Raw genomic sequence first — 18,194 nt, 5'->3', positions numbered from 1 at the left:
ACCTCCTGACTAAAACAAATAGCGTTATTGATAAAATGTCACATGACCTCTAAGTTGATTTTCGCCACTTGCTCCAATAATTTTATAGTGACTTGCTCCTCGTTTTTTAGCCATCTCCTGTGCCTGTTTTTCGATTGATGACAAACTCGCATCACCAATAAAAGTCATTGAAAACAAAATTTTTTTATCAGGTTCTTCTGAAGCGTTGGTTTCCGTGATGTGAGGTAATACAGGTTGAGTATTCGACGTATCACTTGATGCTAAGCTTTGATAACTTAATAAACTTAAAGCCAATAAAAATGTTATTTTCTTCATCATTAATCCTTATTTCTCTATGTATTTAAATTAATGACAATCATTAAAAACCTTAAAGTAGATACAAGGTCAATAGTTTATTTTAACTTTACATAGCAGACTTTTCTTTAATCATTAAAACCCAATATCAGCATTGATTTAATTAACAATAAATTCATCTTTATCACTAAATCAACCTTTATCGTATTTAAAAGTTGACCTTACAACTACTGTAACCTTTACCCTGCCAAAACATTTTTTATTTAACGTTAAAGCTAACAACGAGATCAATAATTAGGTAAGGTTTATGATAAAAATGAAAATCGGAATATATGCTGCATTTATTGTAGCGATGAGTATAAGCGACCTAGCTATCGCACAAGAGACAAATAATGATAATAAATCAGCAGCCGCGAATTCTGCTATGCTGCCTAAAGTTCCTGTCGCGGAAGTTATTCAACGACACATTATCCCTTCTGCTGAATTTACTGGTTATCTCGCCTCCCCAAAAACCGTTGATGTTCGCCCCCGCGTTGGCGGACGTATTAATTCAGTCGACATACCTGAAGGGCAACGGGTTAAAAAAGGAGATTTACTCTTTCAAATCGACCCCCAACCTTTTCAAATAGCGCTACTTGAAGCGGAGGGGAAATTAAGCCAAGCAGAGGCTTTAGCCGCGCAAGCCAATCGAAATTACCAACGCCTTAAAGGGTTGATTAATAAAGGCGCGGTTTCCCGTAAAGATTATGACGACGCACTTGCTATACTCACCGCAAATAACGCACAAGTGAAATCAGCCAAAGCCGCTGTAGCATCCGCTAAATTAAATTTATCCTATACCAAAATTCACTCGCCCATTGCAGGTCGAGTTGATAGAGCGTTAATAACGGAAGGCAATTTAGTGACTGGTGGCGAAACAAATGAAGCCACGCGCTTAACGACGGTTGTGTCTATTGATCCAATATATGCTTATTTTGATATTGATGAAGCTACCTTCCATAAATTAACAGATTTATATTCATCGTCGATAAAAAATACCGACGTATCCTTGCCTCCCGTGACCATAACATTACCAAATAACAAGAGTACACCCTATATTGGCAATCTTAATTTTATTGGCAACCAAATCGAACGAACGACCGGCACGGTGAAAGTTAGAGCAGTTATCGATAATAAAGATGGCAAGCTGATCCCCGGTGCATTTATTCGTGCACAACTGCCTATTGGAGAAAAAAGTCCTTCTATTTTAATTGATGACCAAGCCATAGGTTCTAATCAAGGCCAAAACTATGTCTTAGTTCTCGATAAAAATAATAAAGCAGAATACCGCCCTGTCGAATTAGGTGCCATGGTTGATGGTCTCAGAGTCATTAATCACGGTTTAGTTGCGGGTGAGAAAATTATTATTAAAGGTTTGGTCAGACCGGGGATGGAAGTCGCACCTGTACCTATGCAATCCACACCAGCAGCAGAAACAACACCATCAACGACAAATAACAAACAGACCACAGCCAATAAAGTTGAGGAGAAACAATAATGAAGTTTCCCCATTTCTTTATACAGCGCCCTATTTTCGCTATGGTGCTATCAATATTTATATTAATAGCGGGGATATTAAGTTTTTATAAACTGCCGCTTAGCGAATATCCGTCGGTAACGCCACCGACAGTTCAAGTTATTGCGAGTTATCCCGGGCAACACCCAAAGTGATTGCGGATACGGTGGCTTCTCCCATCGAGCAAGCGGTCAATGGCGTCGAAGGCATGCTCTATATGAGTTCGCAGATGTCAACTGATGGAAAAATGGTCCTCACCATCTCTTTTAGGCAAGATGTGGATCCTGATATCGCCCAGATCCAAGTGCAAAACTTAGTATCACGGGTTATCCCTCGCTTACCTCAAGAAGTACAGCAAATTGGTGTCACCACAGAAAAAACGCCTCCTGATGTGTTAATGGTTGTTCATATGTATTCGCCGAATAATGTTTACGACCCTCTGTTTGTGTCTAACTATGCGTTACTGAATGTACGTGATGAAATCGCAAGGTTACCCGGTGTTTCCAGTGCGTTAGTGTGGGGAGAAGGTGAATATGCGATGCGAGCATGGATTGATCCAACCAAAATAGCCGCCTTAGGATTAACTGCAAATGATATTGTTGCGGCTATCCAAGAACAAAATGTCCAAGTCGCCACAGGTTCTATTGGACAACAACCCAATTCAACATCATCGTTTCAAATCAGTATAAATGCACTTGGTCGACTCACAACTGAGGAGCAATTCGGTAATATTATTATTCATTCCGGAAAAGATGGGCAGGCAACTTATTTAAGAGATGTCGCTAGATTGGAGCTAGGCGCTGATAATTATTCACTTCGTAGCTTACTAAATGGGCAAAATGCCGTCGGACTACAAATTGTCATGAGTCCGGGCGCGAATGCATTAGAAGTCGCCGAATCCGTCAGAGAAACCATGGCCCGTTTGCAAACTAACTTTATCGACGGAATCGATTACAAAATTGCCTATGATCCCACCATATTTGTGAGCGCATCTTTAAAGTCTGTTGCCATCACGCTGCTTGAAGCAACTGTATTAGTGGTACTGGTTGTGGTTTTATTTTTACAAAGCTGGCGTGCCTCTATTATTCCATTGGTGGCAGTACCAGTATCTTTAATTGGTACATTTGCCTTTATGTATCTCTTTGGTTTTTCACTCAATACGTTATCGTTATTTGGTTTAGTTATTTCCATAGGAATCGTTGTCGATGACGCAATTGTCGTGGTTGAAAACGTTGAAAGGCACATCTCGGATGGCTTAACCCCAAAAGAAGCTGCATTTAAGGCAATGGATGAAGTTACGGGGCCGATACTGGCTATTACCTCAGTTCTCGCCGCTGTTTTTATCCCCACCGCATTTTTATCTGGTTTACAAGGGGAGTTTTATCGTCAATTTTCACTCACCATCGTCATTTCAACCATTATTTCAGCGATTAACTCACTGACGTTATCCCCTGCCCTTAGTGCAATTTTACTCAAACCACAGGGTAAAAACGTAAAAGCAGACTGGCTGACTCGCGTTATCAACGTAATATTTAGCCGCCTTTTTGCAAAATTTAATGTCTTCTTTAATACCTTGTCTAACAAATACGTTCAGATAGTCCGACGTTGTATCCGAGGAAGTCTGATTATTTTTGTATTGTATCTGGGGTTTGTTGGACTAACCGCATTAGGTTTTAAAGTGGTTCCTAATGGTTTTGTTCCCGCACAAGATAAATACTATTTAATCGGGGTTGCTCAATTACCTCCGGGTTCCTCTCTTGATCGTACCGAAGAGGTCGTCAAAGAGATGTCACGTCTTGCTCTCATGGAGCCTGGCGTTGAAAACGTAGTCGCATTCCCAGGACTCTCTGTGAATGGACCTGTTAATTTACCTAACTCGGCCCTCATGTTTGCTATGCTCAAACCTTTTGATGAACGCACGGATCCCTCCCTCTCTGCGAACGCCATTGCAGATCGTTTGATGAAAAAATTCAGCCAAATACCCGATGGATTTGTAGGCATATTTCCACCTCCCCCTGTTCCGGGATTAGGTTCAATGGGCGGCTTTAAGGTGCAAATTGAAGATAGGGCGGATCTAGGTTTTGAGGCTTTAGCACAAGTGCAAGAGCAAGTTCTCATGAAAGCGATGCAAGCACTTGAATTAACAGGGATGATGGCAAGTTTTCAAACTAATTCTCCACAAATCGATGTGGATATTGATCGGGAAAAAGCGAAATCTCAAGGCGTAACACTTACCGATATCTTTGATGCCTTACAAATCAATTTAGGTTCTCTCTACGTCAATGATTTCAATCGTTTTGGCCGCACTTATCGGGTTATTGTTCAAGCGGATACACCATTTAGAATGGATCCAAAGGATATTGAACTGATCAACGTTCGCAACCAACATGGAGAGATGATCCCACTCAGTGCATTAGTCACTATTACGCGTACCAATGGTCCAGATCGCGTGATCCACTATAATGGCTATCCTTCAGTTGATATCACTGGCAATGCAGCCCCAGGTTATACCTCTGGCCAAGCAACTGACGCAATGGAAAAAATCTTACGTGAAACATTACCAGAAGGAATGGATTTTGAATGGACGGATTTAACCTACCAAGAACAATTAGCGGGTAACTCTGCACTCTATATTTTCCCATTAGCGGTGCTATTTGCATTCTTAATACTCGCTGCTCAATACAACAGCTGGTCGTTACCGTTCTCTGTATTATTAATCGCCCCAATGGCACTGCTTTCAGCTATGACGGGAGTCTGGTTACTGGGTGGTGATAATAATATTTTCACGCAAATTGCCTTTATTGTGCTGGTAGGCCTTGCGGCGAAAAATGCTATTTTGATTGTTGAGTTCGCAATAGCCCAAGAGAAACAAGAAAAAGATCCGCTAACGGCCGTCTTGGAAGCGTCACACCTTCGATTACGCCCTATTTTAATGACATCCTTTGCCTTTATTGCAGGAGTTATTCCACTGGTCTTAGCGACTGGAGCAGGTTCTGAAATGCGGCAAGCAGTGGGGATCGCCGTCTTCTTTGGCATGTTAGGCGTCACTTTCTTCGGTTTACTATTAACGCCTGTATTTTATATGGCGATACGAAAACTAACGTCTAAAAAATCAGCCTAACAAACTCTTTATCGCTAATAAATGGTTCACTAAACAGGGATAGTTTAGTGAACCACTTTTTCAACACAAAAAAACATCTATAAAACAATAGAGTACAAATAATCATTATCAATCTATACAATAATTCAAAATAATGCTTGACCTTCCCCTTAAGGTAAACGTTAGTCTTTACGTAATGAAGAAATCCAAGAGGGTAAGTCCATGACAACGAATATATCTCACTCTTCCGTTAATAGGCTGAGTTTACCAGTAGAAGGCATGACCTGTGCATCCTGTGTTGGTCGTGTTGAAAAAGCATTAAACGCTGTCACGAATATTGAAACGGCAACCGTGAATTTAGCGACTGAGCGTGCAGACATCACGTTCAAAGGCCAAGCTGATCCGGCTGCGGCTGTTCGTGCAATAGAGAGTTCAGGTTATAAAGTCCGTGAAGAGACAACTGAATTAGCGATTGAAGAGATGACCTGTGCATCTTGTGTTGGTCGCGTTGAGAAAGCATTATCACAAATCCCCGGCGTTATTGAAGCGACTGTTAACTTGGCAACAGAACGCGCCCGCATTCGCCATTTCTCCGGCGCTGTCACTATCGATGATCTCGAAGCCGCGATAGTGCAAGCTGGTTATAAACCTCGTCGTCTGTCAGAAACAACGACTAATGCGAATGATCAAGCCAATGAACGTCGTGAGAATGAAGAGCGCTCGCTACGGCGTGCATTATTTACTGCTGCAATATTCACATTGCCAGTATTTATTATTGAAATGGGTTCACACTTTATTCCAGGTATTCATCATTGGGTATCGGAGAACCTTGGACAACAACTCAATTGGTATATCCAATTTGTCTTCGCGACCATTGTACTATTCGGCCCTGGTTTACGGTTTTTCCAAAAAGGGGTTCCGGCACTATTACGTGCAGCGCCTGATATGAACTCACTTGTCGCTGTCGGTACAGCCGCTGCCTATGGCTATTCTGTGGTGGCCACCTTTATACCACAGGTGCTGCCTGTCGGGACGGCGAATGTATACTTTGAAGCGGCCGTCGTTATTGTGACCTTAATTCTGCTCGGTCGTACATTAGAAGCCCGCGCAAAAGGCAAAACCTCTCAAGCCATCAAACGTCTTGTTGGGCTACAAGCTAAAACGGCCCGTGTAGAACGTGATGGGAAAATGATTGAGATCCCGCTGGATCAAGTCATGACAAATGATATCGTTTTTGTGCGCCCAGGCGAGAAAATCCCTGTTGATGGTGAAGTCATTGAAGGGGCTTCTTATGTTGATGAAAGCATGATCACCGGTGAACCTGTACCTGTATCCAAAGAAATAGGCTCTGAGGTTGTTGGGGGCACCATCAATAAAACAGGCGCCTTTAGTTTCCGAGTGACTAAAATTGGTTCGAACACCGTATTAGCTCAGATCATTCGTTTAGTAGAAGAAGCACAAGGCTCAAAACTACCAATTCAAGCATTAGTTGATAAGGTGACGATGTGGTTTGTTCCTGCGGTGATGACAGGCGCGGTGATCACCTTCTTCATTTGGCTTATTTTTGGTCCAGATCCAGCACTAACCTTTGCACTGATTAATGCTGTTGCTGTTTTAATTATCGCATGTCCATGTGCGATGGGGCTGGCAACACCAACCTCAATTATGGTCGGTACTGGACGAGCTGCTGAATTAGGTGTTCTATTTCGCAAAGGTGAAGCCTTACAAGCGCTGCGTGATGTAACAGTCGTCGCTCTTGATAAAACCGGAACATTAACGAAAGGTCGTCCAGAACTCACTGACCTGATCCCAGCTGACGGCTTTGAATATGATGAGGTTTTGTCCTTAGTTGCTGCCATCGAAACGCGCTCTGAACATCCGATAGCTGAAGCGATTGTGACTGCTGCAAACGACAAAGGTCTTGCACTGGCGGCTATAGAAGAGTTTGAAGCCGTTCCAGGATTTGGTATCTCGGCAAAAGTCAGTGGTCGTGCCATCTCTGTTGGTGCCGATCGCTTTATGAAACAGCTTGGATTGGATGTGAGTCACTTCCAGCAATCTGCGCAACGCCTAGGTGAACAAGGAAAAAGTCCACTCTACGCGGCTATTGATGGACGGTTAGCAGCAATTATCGCCGTTGCTGACCCAATTAAAGAAACAACGCCAGAAGCTATCAATGCATTACACGCTTTAGGGTTAAGAGTAGCAATGATCACCGGTGATAATGCTGCGACAGCCGCTGCTATCGCTAAACAGCTTGGCATTGATGAAGTGGCAGCGGAAGTCTTGCCAGATGGTAAGGTTGCAGCTTTAAAACAGTTTCGTCGTAATCACAATAAAGTCGCGTTTGTTGGCGATGGAATTAACGATGCACCTGCACTTGCCGAAGCCGATGTTGGATTAGCAATCGGTACAGGAACAGATGTCGCTATTGAAGCTGCGGATGTTGTATTGATGTCTGGGGATCTACGTGGTGTTGTCGATGCAATTGCATTAAGCCAAGCAACTATCCGCAACATCAAACAGAACCTGTTTTGGGCCTTTGCTTACAATGCGCTATTGATCCCTGTGGCAGCAGGCTTGCTCTATCCAATTAACGGTACCCTGCTTTCACCTATTCTGGCTGCGGCAGCAATGGCACTTTCCAGTGTCTTCGTATTGGGTAATGCCTTACGCCTAAAACGCTTTCAAGCACCAATGAAAGATAGCGCCACTCAATAAATCATTTTAATAGCCAGACTGTATTAAGTCTGGCTATATCCGTAAAAAGGAGATCACGATGACGCTCACACCACAACCGCCAATTCTGATTTATACCACACCAACGTGCCCTGACTGCAAATTGCTCAAAGAGTGGTTGGTGAAAGAACAACTCTCATTTGAAGAGCGCGACCTGACAGACCCGCAAATAATGGCAGAAGCCAAAGCTCGAACGGGTGTACGCGTCGCACCGATTACCCTCATTGGTGAGCATATCTTTTATGGCACTTTTTCATCGCAAAAACCGAGCATTATGGCGATTCTTAAACAAGCGACAACAAAGAACTAGCTATTTTATTTCTTAAAGTATCCGATTGTTGAGGAGATAAAATAATGAATATTGGTCAAGCAGCCAAACTTTCTGGTATCTCAGCAAAAATGATCCGTTATTACGAACAGACGGGCTTGCTCCCCAAAGCAAAGCGCACAACCGCAGGGTATCGCTATTACAACCAATCGGACGTTAATAGCCTGAATCTTATTCGCCGTGCGCGTTCGCTAGGTTTCTCAACCGAGCAGATTTCAGTTTTATTGTGCCTATGGCGCAATAGAGAGCGTGCTAGCGCCGATGTTAAAAATATGGCACTAACACACCTTTCTGAATTAAAAAGAAAGATTCATGAGCTGCAAGGTATCGCAAATACGCTTGAAGCTCTCACTCGACACTGCCATGGTAATGATGATCCTGATTGCCCGATTATTGAAAATTTAGTTAATTCACATGAATACCTTGAAACCCAAGAGGTCAAAAAGGGGCTGTTTGGCAATTTTCCCGCGCATTCAGTAAAAACTGATTGACCTTCCAATAGGGTAAAGCTTTATATTTATCATAATGTTAATCATAGGAGTTAGAAAAATGATAAGTCTTACAATACCGAAAATGGCATGTGGCGGCTGCGCTAAATCAATCACAAAAATCATTTTGGATATTGATGGCAATGCGCAAGTGGACGCCGATCCCTCAACAAAAAAAGTGCAGATCACCAGCAATATGGAAGAAAGTATTTTCCGTACAGCCCTCAGTACGGCGGGATATCCAGCAGATCCAGAATAATCAGTGATAAGAACAGATATCAGGCGAATAAATGTGTAGTCGACGTTCTAAGACATTTATCGACGATACCTTCTTTAATGGCCTTTCACGCGTACTACGTTAACGATTTTAGTGACTGTTGATAGCAAAATGCCTGCTTTTGTTGATTTTACAAGAGCAGGCACATAGAGAGTTGAATCTTAGCTTATTGAATTAGTGGATTCGATCACCTTCGTCGTCATCACCTTCTTCATCATCATATTCAGCATCAGGATCTTCGAAATAAGTTCCCCAGCCGTCATAGTTGATTCCGAGTTTTTCAGCCAATTTCATCAGTTGTTCAACTTGAGCATCTATCAGCTCTGCGTTTAATGCACTCTCACTAATCACATCACAGCACATCAGCGTCACACCGTTTTCAACTTCCAACTCTTCCGCATCAGTGACTTCATAACCTAATTTAAAAGCTTCTACGGCTGCTTTTTCTAATAATTCAAAATTATCAGCAGAGAAATGGTGTTCAATTGCATACAATGCATCAGGATCACTGCCATCTTCCAGTAATTCTTCTATAATTAGACGAGTTTCTTCGTATTGAGCCTCTAATTCAGCTTTATCCACCATATCCACACCTCTTTTTTCATTATCGCTAGTCTCTGGGCCATTCTCCCATAGGGCTGCCAGTGACACCATACCTGAATGAATAATTTCTTTTCTTACAGGGGTTGATTTTGAATTTTTATGGATATAAATTGAATATTAATTCAATCACAAAAGGCTGCATTTTATGAACCCCTTCTATAAAAAGCATTTTCTTAGGTTACTTGATTTTACACCCAACGAAATTCATTCATTATTAAAACTATCAGCTTGGTTAAAAGCACAAAAGAAAGCCGGACTCGAAACCCCACTGCTCACAGGCAAAAACATCGCCCTTATTTTTGAAAAAGATTCTACTCGTACACGCTGCGCCTTTGAAGTCGGTGCTTTTGACCAAGGTGCAAGAGTCACTTACTTAGGCCCTTCAGGTAGCCAAATTGGTCACAAAGAAACCATGAAAGATACCGCAAGGGTTTTAGGACGGATGTATGATGGGATCCAATATCGGGGTTTTAGTCAATCAACGGTTGAAACTTTAGCTGCGCATTCGGGAGTGCCTGTATGGAATGGATTAACAAATGAATTCCATCCCACACAGTTATTGGCCGACCTACTGACCATCCAAGAACATCAACCAAACAAACCTCTTTCAGAGATCAAATTTGCTTATTTAGGCGATGCTCGTAACAACATGGGAAATTCCATGTTAGAGGCTGCGGCGCTCACAGGCATGGATGTTCGTTTAGTCGCACCAAAAAGTTGTTGGCCAGAAGCAGAACTCGTTGAAATTTGTCAAAAAGCAGCGTTGAAAACAGGAGGGAAAATCACGCTCACTGAAAATGTTGCAGAAGGTGTTAAAGATGCTGATTTCCTGTATACCGATGTTTGGGTGTCAATGGGGGAAGCAAAAGCGGTTTGGGCCGAACGGATTCATTTGCTTAAACCGTATCAAGTGAATATGAATACGATTCAGTTAACCGGTAACCCTGATGTTAAATTCCTACATTGTTTACCCGCATTTCATAACGAAGACACAACGCTCGGCGCTCAACTTGCCCAAGAGTTTAATCTGTGGGGTGGACTGGAAGTCACTGAAGAGGTTTTTGAATCTCCATACAGTATTGTGTTCGATGAAGCGGAAAACCGCTTGCATACAATAAAAGCGGTAATGGTTGCAACATTAGCACCTGAATTACCGAGTGGTATCATTTAATTGTATAGATTAGGTCGGCACTTATTTGAAGCTGTATTCGAATCTGTATTTGAAGCTGTGGTGCCTACTAACTAATAGACATCGAGATAATAGGCGCCACAATATTGTACAGATTCGAACTCAACCTATAAGCGATACGGCCACTTAGGGTCTTTCGCCATTAGCCAGTCGCACATTTATCTTCTCTATGAGGTCAGGTAGATCAGCTAATGTATCAATAACATAGTGCGCACCTGCGGCAAATAACTTATTGGCGGCTTGCTGACGCAAATGCGCAACGTCATCGGCTGACATGCGTTGATATTCATCCCATGTTTTACCAAACTCATTCCCTGATAAAGCGAGGCCAACAAGCCCGTATTTCACCTGATATTGAAAATGTAGCATTCAGCTTAGGGGAGCTAGGTGCAACCATGATGCTGTATCCCCCTGGTTGGGCAACACTGCCTGTGTCAATTTTCAGTTTAACGGATAGAGGAAATATTGCCGATGGTGCCGCACTCACCATTGTGTTAGTCAGCGTGACGCTTTTGTTAATGGTCAAATTAGAGAGGCTCGCTAAGCGACTTAGCCAATAATGAATAGCTCTCTGATTTTATTATTTTTATACAAAATAACAAAAAAGGAATATCAGCATACCAGTAAAAAAATTTATTTTTCTGTATGCAAACGCTTGCGTCGAGAGGAGACACGCGTATAATGCGCCACAATTTGCCGGGAGAAACCATGAACGCTGTTGCTCTATTTGTTTCAAAGAACACCTCCATTGCACTGCCTTCTGGCGGTCTGGACAGCCTGTTTTTCCCCTCCGTATTTCAAGAAAAGCCCCTCATTGAGGGGCTTTTTTTTGGCCTATCACCTAACACGTCTTGCTGACACAGGAGAACAACGATGCCGAACCCTTTATACCATCGCGATATAATTTCAATTAATGATTTAGATCGCGCCGATCTTGAGCTCGTGCTCAAGGTTGCCGCTTCTTTAAAACAACAACCACAACCTGAATTTCTAAAACATAAAGTTATCGCCAGTTGTTTCTTCGAGGCATCGACCCGTACGCGTTTATCCTTTGAAACAGCCATTCATCGCTTAGGGGCATCTGTTGTCGGATTTTCTGACAGTTCGAACACTTCGTTAGGTAAAAAAGGTGAAACGCTCGCCGATACTATTTCGGTCATTAGCCAATATGTGGATGCCATTGTGATGCGTCATCCACAAGAAGGTGCCGCACGTTTAGCTAGCCAATTTTCAGGCAATATTCCCGTTATCAATGCGGGTGATGGTTCAAATCAGCATCCAACACAAACGCTATTGGATTTATTTACTATTCAAGAAACACAAGGCCGCCTTGAAAACTTGCAAGTGGCCATGGTCGGTGACTTAAAATATGGTAGAACCGTGCATTCTCTCACGCAAGCGCTGTCTAAGTTCGAGGGCAATCATTTTTACTTCATCGCTCCGGAAGCCCTATCGATGCCTGTGCATATTCTTCACCTACTTGAAGAGAAAGGTTCTACATACAGCCTGCATAACAATATTGATGAAGTCTTGCCTGAACTCGATATTCTCTACATGACTCGAGTACAAAAAGAGCGTTTAGACCCTTCAGAATATGCCAATGTTAAAGCACAATTTGTACTGCGAGCAGCAGATCTGCATGTTGCGAAACCTAACTTGAAAGTATTACATCCATTACCGCGCATTGATGAAATCAGTGTCGATGTTGATAAAACACCTTATGCTTACTACTTCCAACAAGCAGGCAATGGCATATATGCAAGACAAGCCTTACTGTCACTGGTTTTAAATAAAGAATTGGCCATCTGAGGAGAAACCCATCATGACACACGACCATAAATTACAAGTTGAAGCGATAAGCTGCGGCACTGTCATCGACCACATTCCTGCTCAAATTGGTTTCAAATTGCTGAGCCTGTTTAAACTGACATTAACTGATGAACGAATTACTATCGGTTTAAATTTGCCTTCGAATAATTTAGGTAAAAAAGATTTAATCAAAATTGAAAATACTTTTTTAACGCCAGAACAAGCCAACCAATTAGCGATGTATGCGCCAGAAGCAACCGTCAATCGTATTGAGGACTACCAAGTCGTAGAAAAGCTGGAGCTAAGATTACCGGAACATATCGACAATGTGCTGATTTGTCCAAACAGTAACTGCATTAGCCATAATGAGCCAGTCTCCAGCAGCTTTAGAGTGAAAAAAGTCGGCAAAGAAGTTGCATTAACCTGTAAATTCTGTGAAAAAGAGTTCGATAGAGACGCCGTGATCAATAATCAGTAAACAAGATAAACGTAGACTGCGACTTTGTATGTGAATAGCAAAGCTTTATACTATGTTTCATCTATCACGCTAATTTTATCTGCTTAAATGGAGTCATTATGTCATACGAAATCAGTACAGAAAATGCACCAGCAGCAATCGGCCCTTATGTACAAGGTGTTGACCTAGGCAGTATGGTTATCACTTCAGGTCAGATCCCTGTTGATCCAAAAACGGGGGAAGTTCCTGAAGATATCGCTGCACAAACTCGCCAATCACTGGCGAATGTTGCTGCTATCTTAGAAAAAGCGGGTCTTAGCGCTGCCAATATCGTGAAAACCACGGTCTTTGTGAAAGATTTAAACGATTTCGCAACCGTGAATGCAACTTACGAAGAGTTCTTCAAACAACATAATGCCCCTTTCCCTGCGCGCTCTTGTGTTGAAGTTGCCCGTTTACCGAAAGATGTAAAAATCGAGATCGAAGCGATCGCTGTGCGTAAGTAATTAATAACAGATAACACAAAGCGGGAAAAATGGCGTTTTTTCTGCTTTGTGTTATCACCTTTCACTTTCCCGAACTTATCCAAATAATCATGCGCTAACTCGCTATACGGACTATTTTTTTATTCACTTTCCTGCCAACAATATATTTTTCAAAACATCTTGTTATTTTATTGCCATTCCGGCATATTTGAGCCGCATTTTTAGTCGCCAATTAGGCCCTATCACTCATCCGAACTAAGGGGGTTACCATGCGTAAAAATAATCTAAATACATTCAAAACATATTCTATTCATTCATAATTTAGAGAAGGTTTGCTTCTCTAAACAGGAGAAGTTAATGGTAACACTCGTTGGGTTGAATCAAGATAACTGGGAAGATTGTGCTGATTTACAAGTTTCAGAAGAACAAGCACAATTTATTGCTTCCAACTTATATTCAATTGCGGAAGTTCAATTTTTACCTCGGTTTATCGTTAAAGGTATTCAGCATCAAGATACATTAGTGGGGTTAGTCATGTATGGTATTGACCCCGATGATGGCAATTATTGGATTTATCGCTTTATGATAGACGAGAAGCACCAACGTCTCGGCTATGGTCGGCAAGCGATGCAGGTATTGATTGATGAAATAAAGTCATCAAATCAAGAGAAAATTCCAGCCATTATGATTGGCTATCATATTGATAACCTTGGTGCGCATCATTTTTACCAAAGTGTCGGCTTTGAATTTCAAGGTGTCGCAGACTGGGGTGAATACTTAGCAAAATTTGATTTGCTTAACTAATTCGCTATAACTCAATATAAAGGCCACATAAGTGGCCTTTTTTTGTTAGATAAATCCACCATGATCAACTTTTTCTCTACTCTTAATATCCTTTCTTTGGCCGTATTTGGTGCTATTACGACTGAAGTGGCCGTGTTCGGTTTATTACCTCAATTAATCCACTTAACGTCATATAACTGCCCCGCAAGTTGGTTTTTTTGTCAGTATTTATGTCGTGGTTATCGCGATTTCCGGCCCTTTCATTACCTTATTACTAGGCGGTTTTAATCGGAAAACCATTTTATTAGCAATCAAGTTGCTATTTTGGATTTCTCATATGATTTATGCACTGACAGATCGCTATGATGTGATTTGACTGTTTCGTATTTTACCGGCGCTCACACAGGCCATCGTTTGCTGCCACGATCAATTTCATAATAGGTTTTTATTTTTGTTATCTCGGCTTTTGATATTCATACAATTTATTTTTTTCCTTGTTGTGGATCAAGTTTAGTGTAGCTAAAAAAGAGCAATAACCTATATATTGTGCTTTAATTGCATCAACACATACTACATATAGTATTTATTCACAGTTTTATCCACAAGACAGCCACTCCTGCTACTGCGGCATTATCTGACGGTTTGATATTGTGGATAACTCAATAAGGAGCATTTCAGTGAAAACGGTTGTGATTAAACGAGACGGTTGCCAAGTCAATTTTGACGCCCAAAGAATTCAAGAGGCCATAAAGCGTGCATCTACGGCTGTGAATATTCAAGATAATGACTACTGTCTTCACGTTGCAACTGCTGTCACAGAGCAACTCGGCCATCGTGAAAAAGTAGACATTCGCGAGATCCAAGATGCCGTAGAAAATCAGCTCATGTCCGGCCCTTATAAAAACCTAGCGCGCGCTTACATTGAATATCGTCATGATAGAGATAGTGCACGTGAAAAACGTAGCCAGCTCACCCATGATATCCGAGGCCTTATTGAGCAAAGCAATGTTTCACTGTTAAACGAAAATGCCAACAAAGACAGTAAAGTGATCCCTACTCAACGTGATTTACTCGCTGGTATTGTGGCAAAACACTATGCTAAACAGTATATTTTGCCTCGAGATGTTGTCATTGCTCATGAACGAGGCGAAATCCACTATCATGATCTGGATTACGCGCCCTTTTTCCCTATGTTTAACTGTATGCTTATCGACCTTGAAGGTATGCTAACCAATGGGTTTAAAATGGGCAATGCAGAAATTGAGCCACCAAAGTCTATTTCAACAGCAACTGCCGTGACTGCACAAATTATTGCTCAAGTAGCTAGCCACATTTATGGCGGTACGACTATCAATCGTATTGACGAAATACTGGCACCCTATGTACATATCAGCTATGAAAAACACCTTAAAACAGCAGAAGCTTGGGGGATCAGTGATGCTCAGCGCTATGCTGAATGCCAAACAGAAAAAGAATGCTATGACGCATTCCAATCCCTTGAATATGAGGTTAATACATTACATACCGCAAATGGACAAACGCCTTTCGTCACCTTTGGCTTTGGCCTTGGTACCTCAACAGAAGCACGTTTGATCCAGCAATCTATTTTAAAAAACCGTATTGCTGGCTTAGGTAAAAACCGTAAAACCGCGGTGTTCCCTAAACTGGTGTTTGCGATTAAAAAAGGATTAAACCACCAATTTGGGGATCCTAACTATGATATCAAACAGTTAGCTTTGGAATGCGCCAGTAAACGTATGTATCCAGACATTCTGAACTATGACCAAGTCGTTAATGTCACTGGTTCCTTTAAAACCCCAATGGGCTGCCGTAGCTTCTTAGGCATTTATGAAGAAAATGGGCAACAAATTCATGATGGTCGCAATAATTTAGGTGTAATCAGCCTTAACTTACCGCGCATTGCGATTGAAGCTCAAGGTAATGAAGATGCCTTCTGGCAATTACTAGAAGAGCGTTTGTTCATCGCCAAAAAAGCACTCATGACACGTATTGCGCGCCTAGAAAATGTGAAAGCACGTGTTGCACCGATTCTGTATATGGAAGGCGCGTGTGGTGTGAGACTCAAAGCCGATGATAGTGTTGCCGAGATATTTAAAAATGGCCGAGCCTCCATTTCATTAGGTTATATTGGACTGCATGAAACCATCAATGCGCTCTTCGGCGCTCAAGAACATGTTTATGACAATGCCCAATTAAGAGAAAAGGCCATCGCTATTGTTAGTCGATTACGCCAAGCAACAGACGAATGGAAGACGGAGACTGGTTATGGCTTTAGCTTGTATAGCACACCAAGTGAAAACCTGTGTGACCGTTTTTGCCGCCTTGATACCGCTGAATTTGGTGTGATTCCCCATGTGACAGACAAAGGTTACTACACTAATAGTTTTCATCTTGATGTTGAAAAACGTGTTAACCCTTACGACAAAATCGACTTTGAACAACCTTACCCTTCACTCGCCAATGGTGGTTTCATCTGTTATGGAGAATATCCTAACTTACAACACAACCTGAAAGCCCTTGAAGACGTTTGGGATTATAGCTATGAACATGTTCCTTATTATGGAACAAACACACCAATTGATGAATGTTATGAGTGTGGCTTTACGGGGGAATTTAGCTGCACTAGCAAGGGTTTTGTTTGCCCACGTTGTGGTAATCACGACACCAACCGCGTTTCAGTCATCCGCCGTGTCTGTGGTTACCTAGGAAGCCCTGATGCTCGCCCATTTAACGCGGGTAAACAAGAAGAAGTCAAACGACGCATCAAACATTTAGGCAATGGGCAGCTAGGTTAAGACTATGCATTATCATCAATATTACCCTGTTGATGTCGTCAATGGCCCTGGAACCCGATGTACACTGTTTGTCTCAGGCTGTGTGCATCAATGTCGTGGATGCTACAACCAAAGTACATGGCGTCTCGATTCTGGCATCCCATTTACCCAAGCAATGGAAGATCGGATCATACAGGATTTACAGGATACACGAATCCGTCGGCAGGGGTTGTCTCTCTCCGGCGGAGATCCCTTGCACCCTGCTAACCTCGCGGCTATTTTTCAATTAGTTCATCGTGTCAAAACAGTTTGCCCTGATAAAGATATTTGGCTATGGACAGGTTATCAGCTTGCAGAATTGACACCAGAGCAACAGAAAGTGGTTAGTCTGATTAACGTACTGGTCGATGGGAAATTTGTTCAAGAGTTGTATGATCCCGCTCTACTTTGGCGAGGAAGCAGTAATCAAGTTATTCACACTTTACGTTAACGTTCTCGTGACCAATGCAGTTTGCGACCAAAACCTAATTTATTATTGACCATTTTGACTTCCTGTAAATCTAAGCGCCATACAGGGAGTTTTGCGGTCAACGCCACAGGAAAGCGGCGACAGTAAAATTGGCGAGCTTGCGGTAATAACGTTTCATCCAAGGCTATCACATCGCCAATAAATTGGATCCCTTGGATTTGGCTGACAACTTTTGTTTGTGCGGAAACTGTGCCTGCAATACGAGGATTGGCTCGCATAAGTTGACCATGACGCGAATCGGGATCGGTCATAAAAAATAAACTCATCTGGTTAGCATCAAATGCATAGTAACAAGTGGCTGGCCAGATATCATGCTCATGATACGTAAAGAGAGAAAAAACGTGCTGGCGGGAAAGATAACGTTGGATATGTTGTAATGCCTGTTGGTCATTCATCGCAAAAACTCACATTGTCCGTTCAGAACACGCTCTTTGAATATCGTTTGTCTATCGCTGAGCGTGCTTAAGCTGTTCTGAACGTTTGGTATTGTATTTGCTAGGTACTATAAATTATTTATAGATTGCAGCAACACCATTCATTGAGTTTTCACCGCCTGCGGAAATAACACGGAATGAACTTGCACCAGCTTCTTCAGCTTTTTTGGCCAACTTTTCAGTTAGGTCATTAACGCTAACAGCACCTGTTACAGAAACATAACCAGCAGCGGGTTGGCTAGAGTGTTGAACTTCTTCAGCAGCCATTGAGCCAAATGAAATAGCACTTAAAGCCAAAGTTGCAGCGACTAGTGTTGATTTTTTCATAA

General features: G+C 42.1%; 16 protein-coding genes and 3 pseudogenes. 14 read left to right on the top strand and 5 right to left on the bottom strand.

Translation table 11 applies throughout. The features are described from left to right. Positions 1 to 24: 24 nt before the first annotated feature. Positions 25 to 318, bottom strand: coding sequence for a DUF1471 domain-containing protein (locus O7C57_RS02265; RefSeq protein ID WP_163863170.1), 294 nt, complete (start codon positions 316 to 318; stop codon positions 25 to 27). 283 nt (positions 319 to 601) lie between these two features. Here O7C57_RS02265 and O7C57_RS02260 point away from each other — a divergent pair, with 283 nt between their 5' ends. The 6 genes and pseudogenes from O7C57_RS02260 to O7C57_RS02235 all read left to right on the top strand — a co-directional run bounded on the left by O7C57_RS02260 (position 602) and on the right by O7C57_RS02235 (position 8,763). Then, entirely contained in the window at positions 602 to 1,831 is a 1,230-nt protein-coding gene (locus tag O7C57_RS02260; protein WP_269723545.1) for an efflux RND transporter periplasmic adaptor subunit, read from the top strand. After that, positions 1,831 to 4,970 (top strand): annotated as a pseudogene (locus tag O7C57_RS02255) (efflux RND transporter permease subunit). Before O7C57_RS02260 ends, O7C57_RS02255 begins: the two are co-directional and overlap by 1 nt. Positions 4,971 to 5,171: 201 nt before the next feature. Continuing rightward, entirely contained in the window at positions 5,172 to 7,670 is a 2,499-nt protein-coding gene (locus O7C57_RS02250; protein WP_249999427.1) for a heavy metal translocating P-type ATPase, read from the top strand. A 58-nt stretch (positions 7,671 to 7,728) separates the two neighbouring features. Further along, positions 7,729 to 7,998 carry a glutaredoxin family protein gene (locus tag O7C57_RS02245; RefSeq protein WP_163863173.1) on the top strand — a complete coding sequence of 90 codons (270 nt, stop codon included), beginning with the start codon at positions 7,729 to 7,731 and terminating at the stop codon, positions 7,996 to 7,998. Between the two features lie 44 nt (positions 7,999 to 8,042). After that, positions 8,043 to 8,507, top strand: a complete 465-nt coding sequence (gene cueR / locus O7C57_RS02240) for a Cu(I)-responsive transcriptional regulator (protein ID WP_196713705.1) — start codon at positions 8,043 to 8,045, stop codon at positions 8,505 to 8,507. A 58-nt stretch (positions 8,508 to 8,565) separates the two neighbouring features. Then, positions 8,566 to 8,763, top strand: a complete 198-nt coding sequence (locus tag O7C57_RS02235; RefSeq protein ID WP_154624848.1) for a heavy-metal-associated domain-containing protein — start codon at positions 8,566 to 8,568, stop codon at positions 8,761 to 8,763. Between the two features lie 192 nt (positions 8,764 to 8,955). On the opposite strand, the gene rraB is transcribed toward O7C57_RS02235, so the two are convergent. After that, positions 8,956 to 9,366, bottom strand: a complete 411-nt coding sequence (gene rraB, locus O7C57_RS02230) for a ribonuclease E inhibitor RraB (RefSeq protein ID WP_195848196.1) — start codon at positions 9,364 to 9,366, stop codon at positions 8,956 to 8,958. 163 nt (positions 9,367 to 9,529) lie between these two features. On the opposite strand from rraB, the gene argF reads away from it, so the two are divergent. Further along, a complete protein-coding gene (gene argF / locus O7C57_RS02225; RefSeq protein WP_269723544.1) occupies positions 9,530 to 10,555 on the top strand; it encodes an ornithine carbamoyltransferase in 1,026 nt (341 codons plus the stop codon). A 144-nt stretch (positions 10,556 to 10,699) separates the two neighbouring features. Here argF and O7C57_RS02220 read toward each other — a convergent pair. Further along, a pseudogene (locus tag O7C57_RS02220) lies at positions 10,700 to 10,906 on the bottom strand (HAD-IA family hydrolase); the annotation flags it as partial. A gap of 38 nt (positions 10,907 to 10,944) precedes the next feature. On the opposite strand from O7C57_RS02220, the pseudogene O7C57_RS02215 reads away from it, so the two are divergent. From O7C57_RS02215 to nrdG, 7 genes and pseudogenes are all read left to right on the top strand, one after another. After that, positions 10,945 to 11,133 (top strand): annotated as a pseudogene (locus O7C57_RS02215) (phosphonate ABC transporter permease); the annotation flags it as partial. Between the two features lie 313 nt (positions 11,134 to 11,446). After that, on the top strand, positions 11,447 to 12,382 hold the full coding sequence (gene pyrB, locus O7C57_RS02210; protein WP_154624845.1) for an aspartate carbamoyltransferase: 936 nt from the start codon (positions 11,447 to 11,449) through the stop codon (positions 12,380 to 12,382). Between the two features lie 13 nt (positions 12,383 to 12,395). Next, positions 12,396 to 12,860 carry an aspartate carbamoyltransferase regulatory subunit gene (gene pyrI / locus O7C57_RS02205; protein ID WP_154624844.1) on the top strand — a complete coding sequence of 155 codons (465 nt, stop codon included), beginning with the start codon at positions 12,396 to 12,398 and terminating at the stop codon, positions 12,858 to 12,860. A 98-nt stretch (positions 12,861 to 12,958) separates the two neighbouring features. Then, a complete protein-coding gene (gene ridA / locus O7C57_RS02200; protein ID WP_004915899.1) occupies positions 12,959 to 13,345 on the top strand; it encodes a 2-iminobutanoate/2-iminopropanoate deaminase in 387 nt (128 codons plus the stop codon). 336 nt (positions 13,346 to 13,681) lie between these two features. After that, positions 13,682 to 14,128 (top strand): GNAT family N-acetyltransferase, encoded by a 447-nt coding sequence (locus O7C57_RS02195; RefSeq protein WP_154624843.1) that lies wholly within the window; start codon positions 13,682 to 13,684, stop codon positions 14,126 to 14,128. Positions 14,129 to 14,784: 656 nt separating this feature from the next. Continuing rightward, positions 14,785 to 16,923 carry an anaerobic ribonucleoside-triphosphate reductase gene (gene nrdD, locus O7C57_RS02190; RefSeq protein ID WP_269723543.1) on the top strand — a complete coding sequence of 713 codons (2,139 nt, stop codon included), beginning with the start codon at positions 14,785 to 14,787 and terminating at the stop codon, positions 16,921 to 16,923. Positions 16,924 to 16,927: 4 nt separating this feature from the next. Continuing rightward, positions 16,928 to 17,392 (top strand): anaerobic ribonucleoside-triphosphate reductase-activating protein, encoded by a 465-nt coding sequence (gene nrdG, locus O7C57_RS02185; protein ID WP_163863182.1) that lies wholly within the window; start codon positions 16,928 to 16,930, stop codon positions 17,390 to 17,392. Here the strand turns inward: nrdG and O7C57_RS02180 are convergent. Further along, positions 17,389 to 17,826, bottom strand: a complete 438-nt coding sequence (locus O7C57_RS02180; RefSeq protein WP_196713706.1) for a YhbP family protein — start codon at positions 17,824 to 17,826, stop codon at positions 17,389 to 17,391. The genes nrdG and O7C57_RS02180 overlap by 4 nt on opposite strands. 114 nt (positions 17,827 to 17,940) lie before the next feature. Next, positions 17,941 to 18,192: a DUF1471 domain-containing protein gene (locus tag O7C57_RS02175; RefSeq protein ID WP_154624840.1), complete on the bottom strand. Its 252-nt coding sequence runs from the start codon at positions 18,190 to 18,192 to the stop codon at positions 17,941 to 17,943. Positions 18,193 to 18,194 lie beyond the last annotated feature (2 nt).

The organism is Providencia sp. 21OH12SH02B-Prov (assembly GCF_027362595.1).
Taxonomy (GTDB): Bacteria; Pseudomonadota; Gammaproteobacteria; order Enterobacterales; family Enterobacteriaceae; genus Providencia; species Providencia zhejiangensis.
This window is presented reverse-complemented; position numbering and strand designations above follow the sequence as displayed.

What these genes read in the sequence shown, in the direction of transcription:
- O7C57_RS02265 (WP_163863170.1), bottom strand. Translation starts at nt 318, where the DNA reads ATGATGAAGAAAATAACATTTTTATTGGCTTTAAGTTTATTAAGTTAT.
- O7C57_RS02260 (WP_269723545.1), top strand. Translation starts at nt 602, where the DNA reads ATGATAAAAATGAAAATCGGAATATATGCTGCATTTATTGTAGCGATG.
- O7C57_RS02250 (WP_249999427.1), top strand. Translation starts at nt 5,172, where the DNA reads ATGACAACGAATATATCTCACTCTTCCGTTAATAGGCTGAGTTTACCA.
- O7C57_RS02245 (WP_163863173.1), top strand. Translation starts at nt 7,729, where the DNA reads ATGACGCTCACACCACAACCGCCAATTCTGATTTATACCACACCAACG.
- cueR (WP_196713705.1), top strand. Translation starts at nt 8,043, where the DNA reads ATGAATATTGGTCAAGCAGCCAAACTTTCTGGTATCTCAGCAAAAATG.
- O7C57_RS02235 (WP_154624848.1), top strand. Translation starts at nt 8,566, where the DNA reads ATGATAAGTCTTACAATACCGAAAATGGCATGTGGCGGCTGCGCTAAA.
- rraB (WP_195848196.1), bottom strand. Translation starts at nt 9,366, where the DNA reads ATGGTGGATAAAGCTGAATTAGAGGCTCAATACGAAGAAACTCGTCTA.
- argF (WP_269723544.1), top strand. Translation starts at nt 9,530, where the DNA reads ATGAACCCCTTCTATAAAAAGCATTTTCTTAGGTTACTTGATTTTACA.
- pyrB (WP_154624845.1), top strand. Translation starts at nt 11,447, where the DNA reads ATGCCGAACCCTTTATACCATCGCGATATAATTTCAATTAATGATTTA.
- pyrI (WP_154624844.1), top strand. Translation starts at nt 12,396, where the DNA reads ATGACACACGACCATAAATTACAAGTTGAAGCGATAAGCTGCGGCACT.
- ridA (WP_004915899.1), top strand. Translation starts at nt 12,959, where the DNA reads ATGTCATACGAAATCAGTACAGAAAATGCACCAGCAGCAATCGGCCCT.
- O7C57_RS02195 (WP_154624843.1), top strand. Translation starts at nt 13,682, where the DNA reads ATGGTAACACTCGTTGGGTTGAATCAAGATAACTGGGAAGATTGTGCT.
- nrdG (WP_163863182.1), top strand. Translation starts at nt 16,928, where the DNA reads ATGCATTATCATCAATATTACCCTGTTGATGTCGTCAATGGCCCTGGA.
- O7C57_RS02180 (WP_196713706.1), bottom strand. Translation starts at nt 17,826, where the DNA reads ATGAATGACCAACAGGCATTACAACATATCCAACGTTATCTTTCCCGC.
- O7C57_RS02175 (WP_154624840.1), bottom strand. Translation starts at nt 18,192, where the DNA reads ATGAAAAAATCAACACTAGTCGCTGCAACTTTGGCTTTAAGTGCTATT.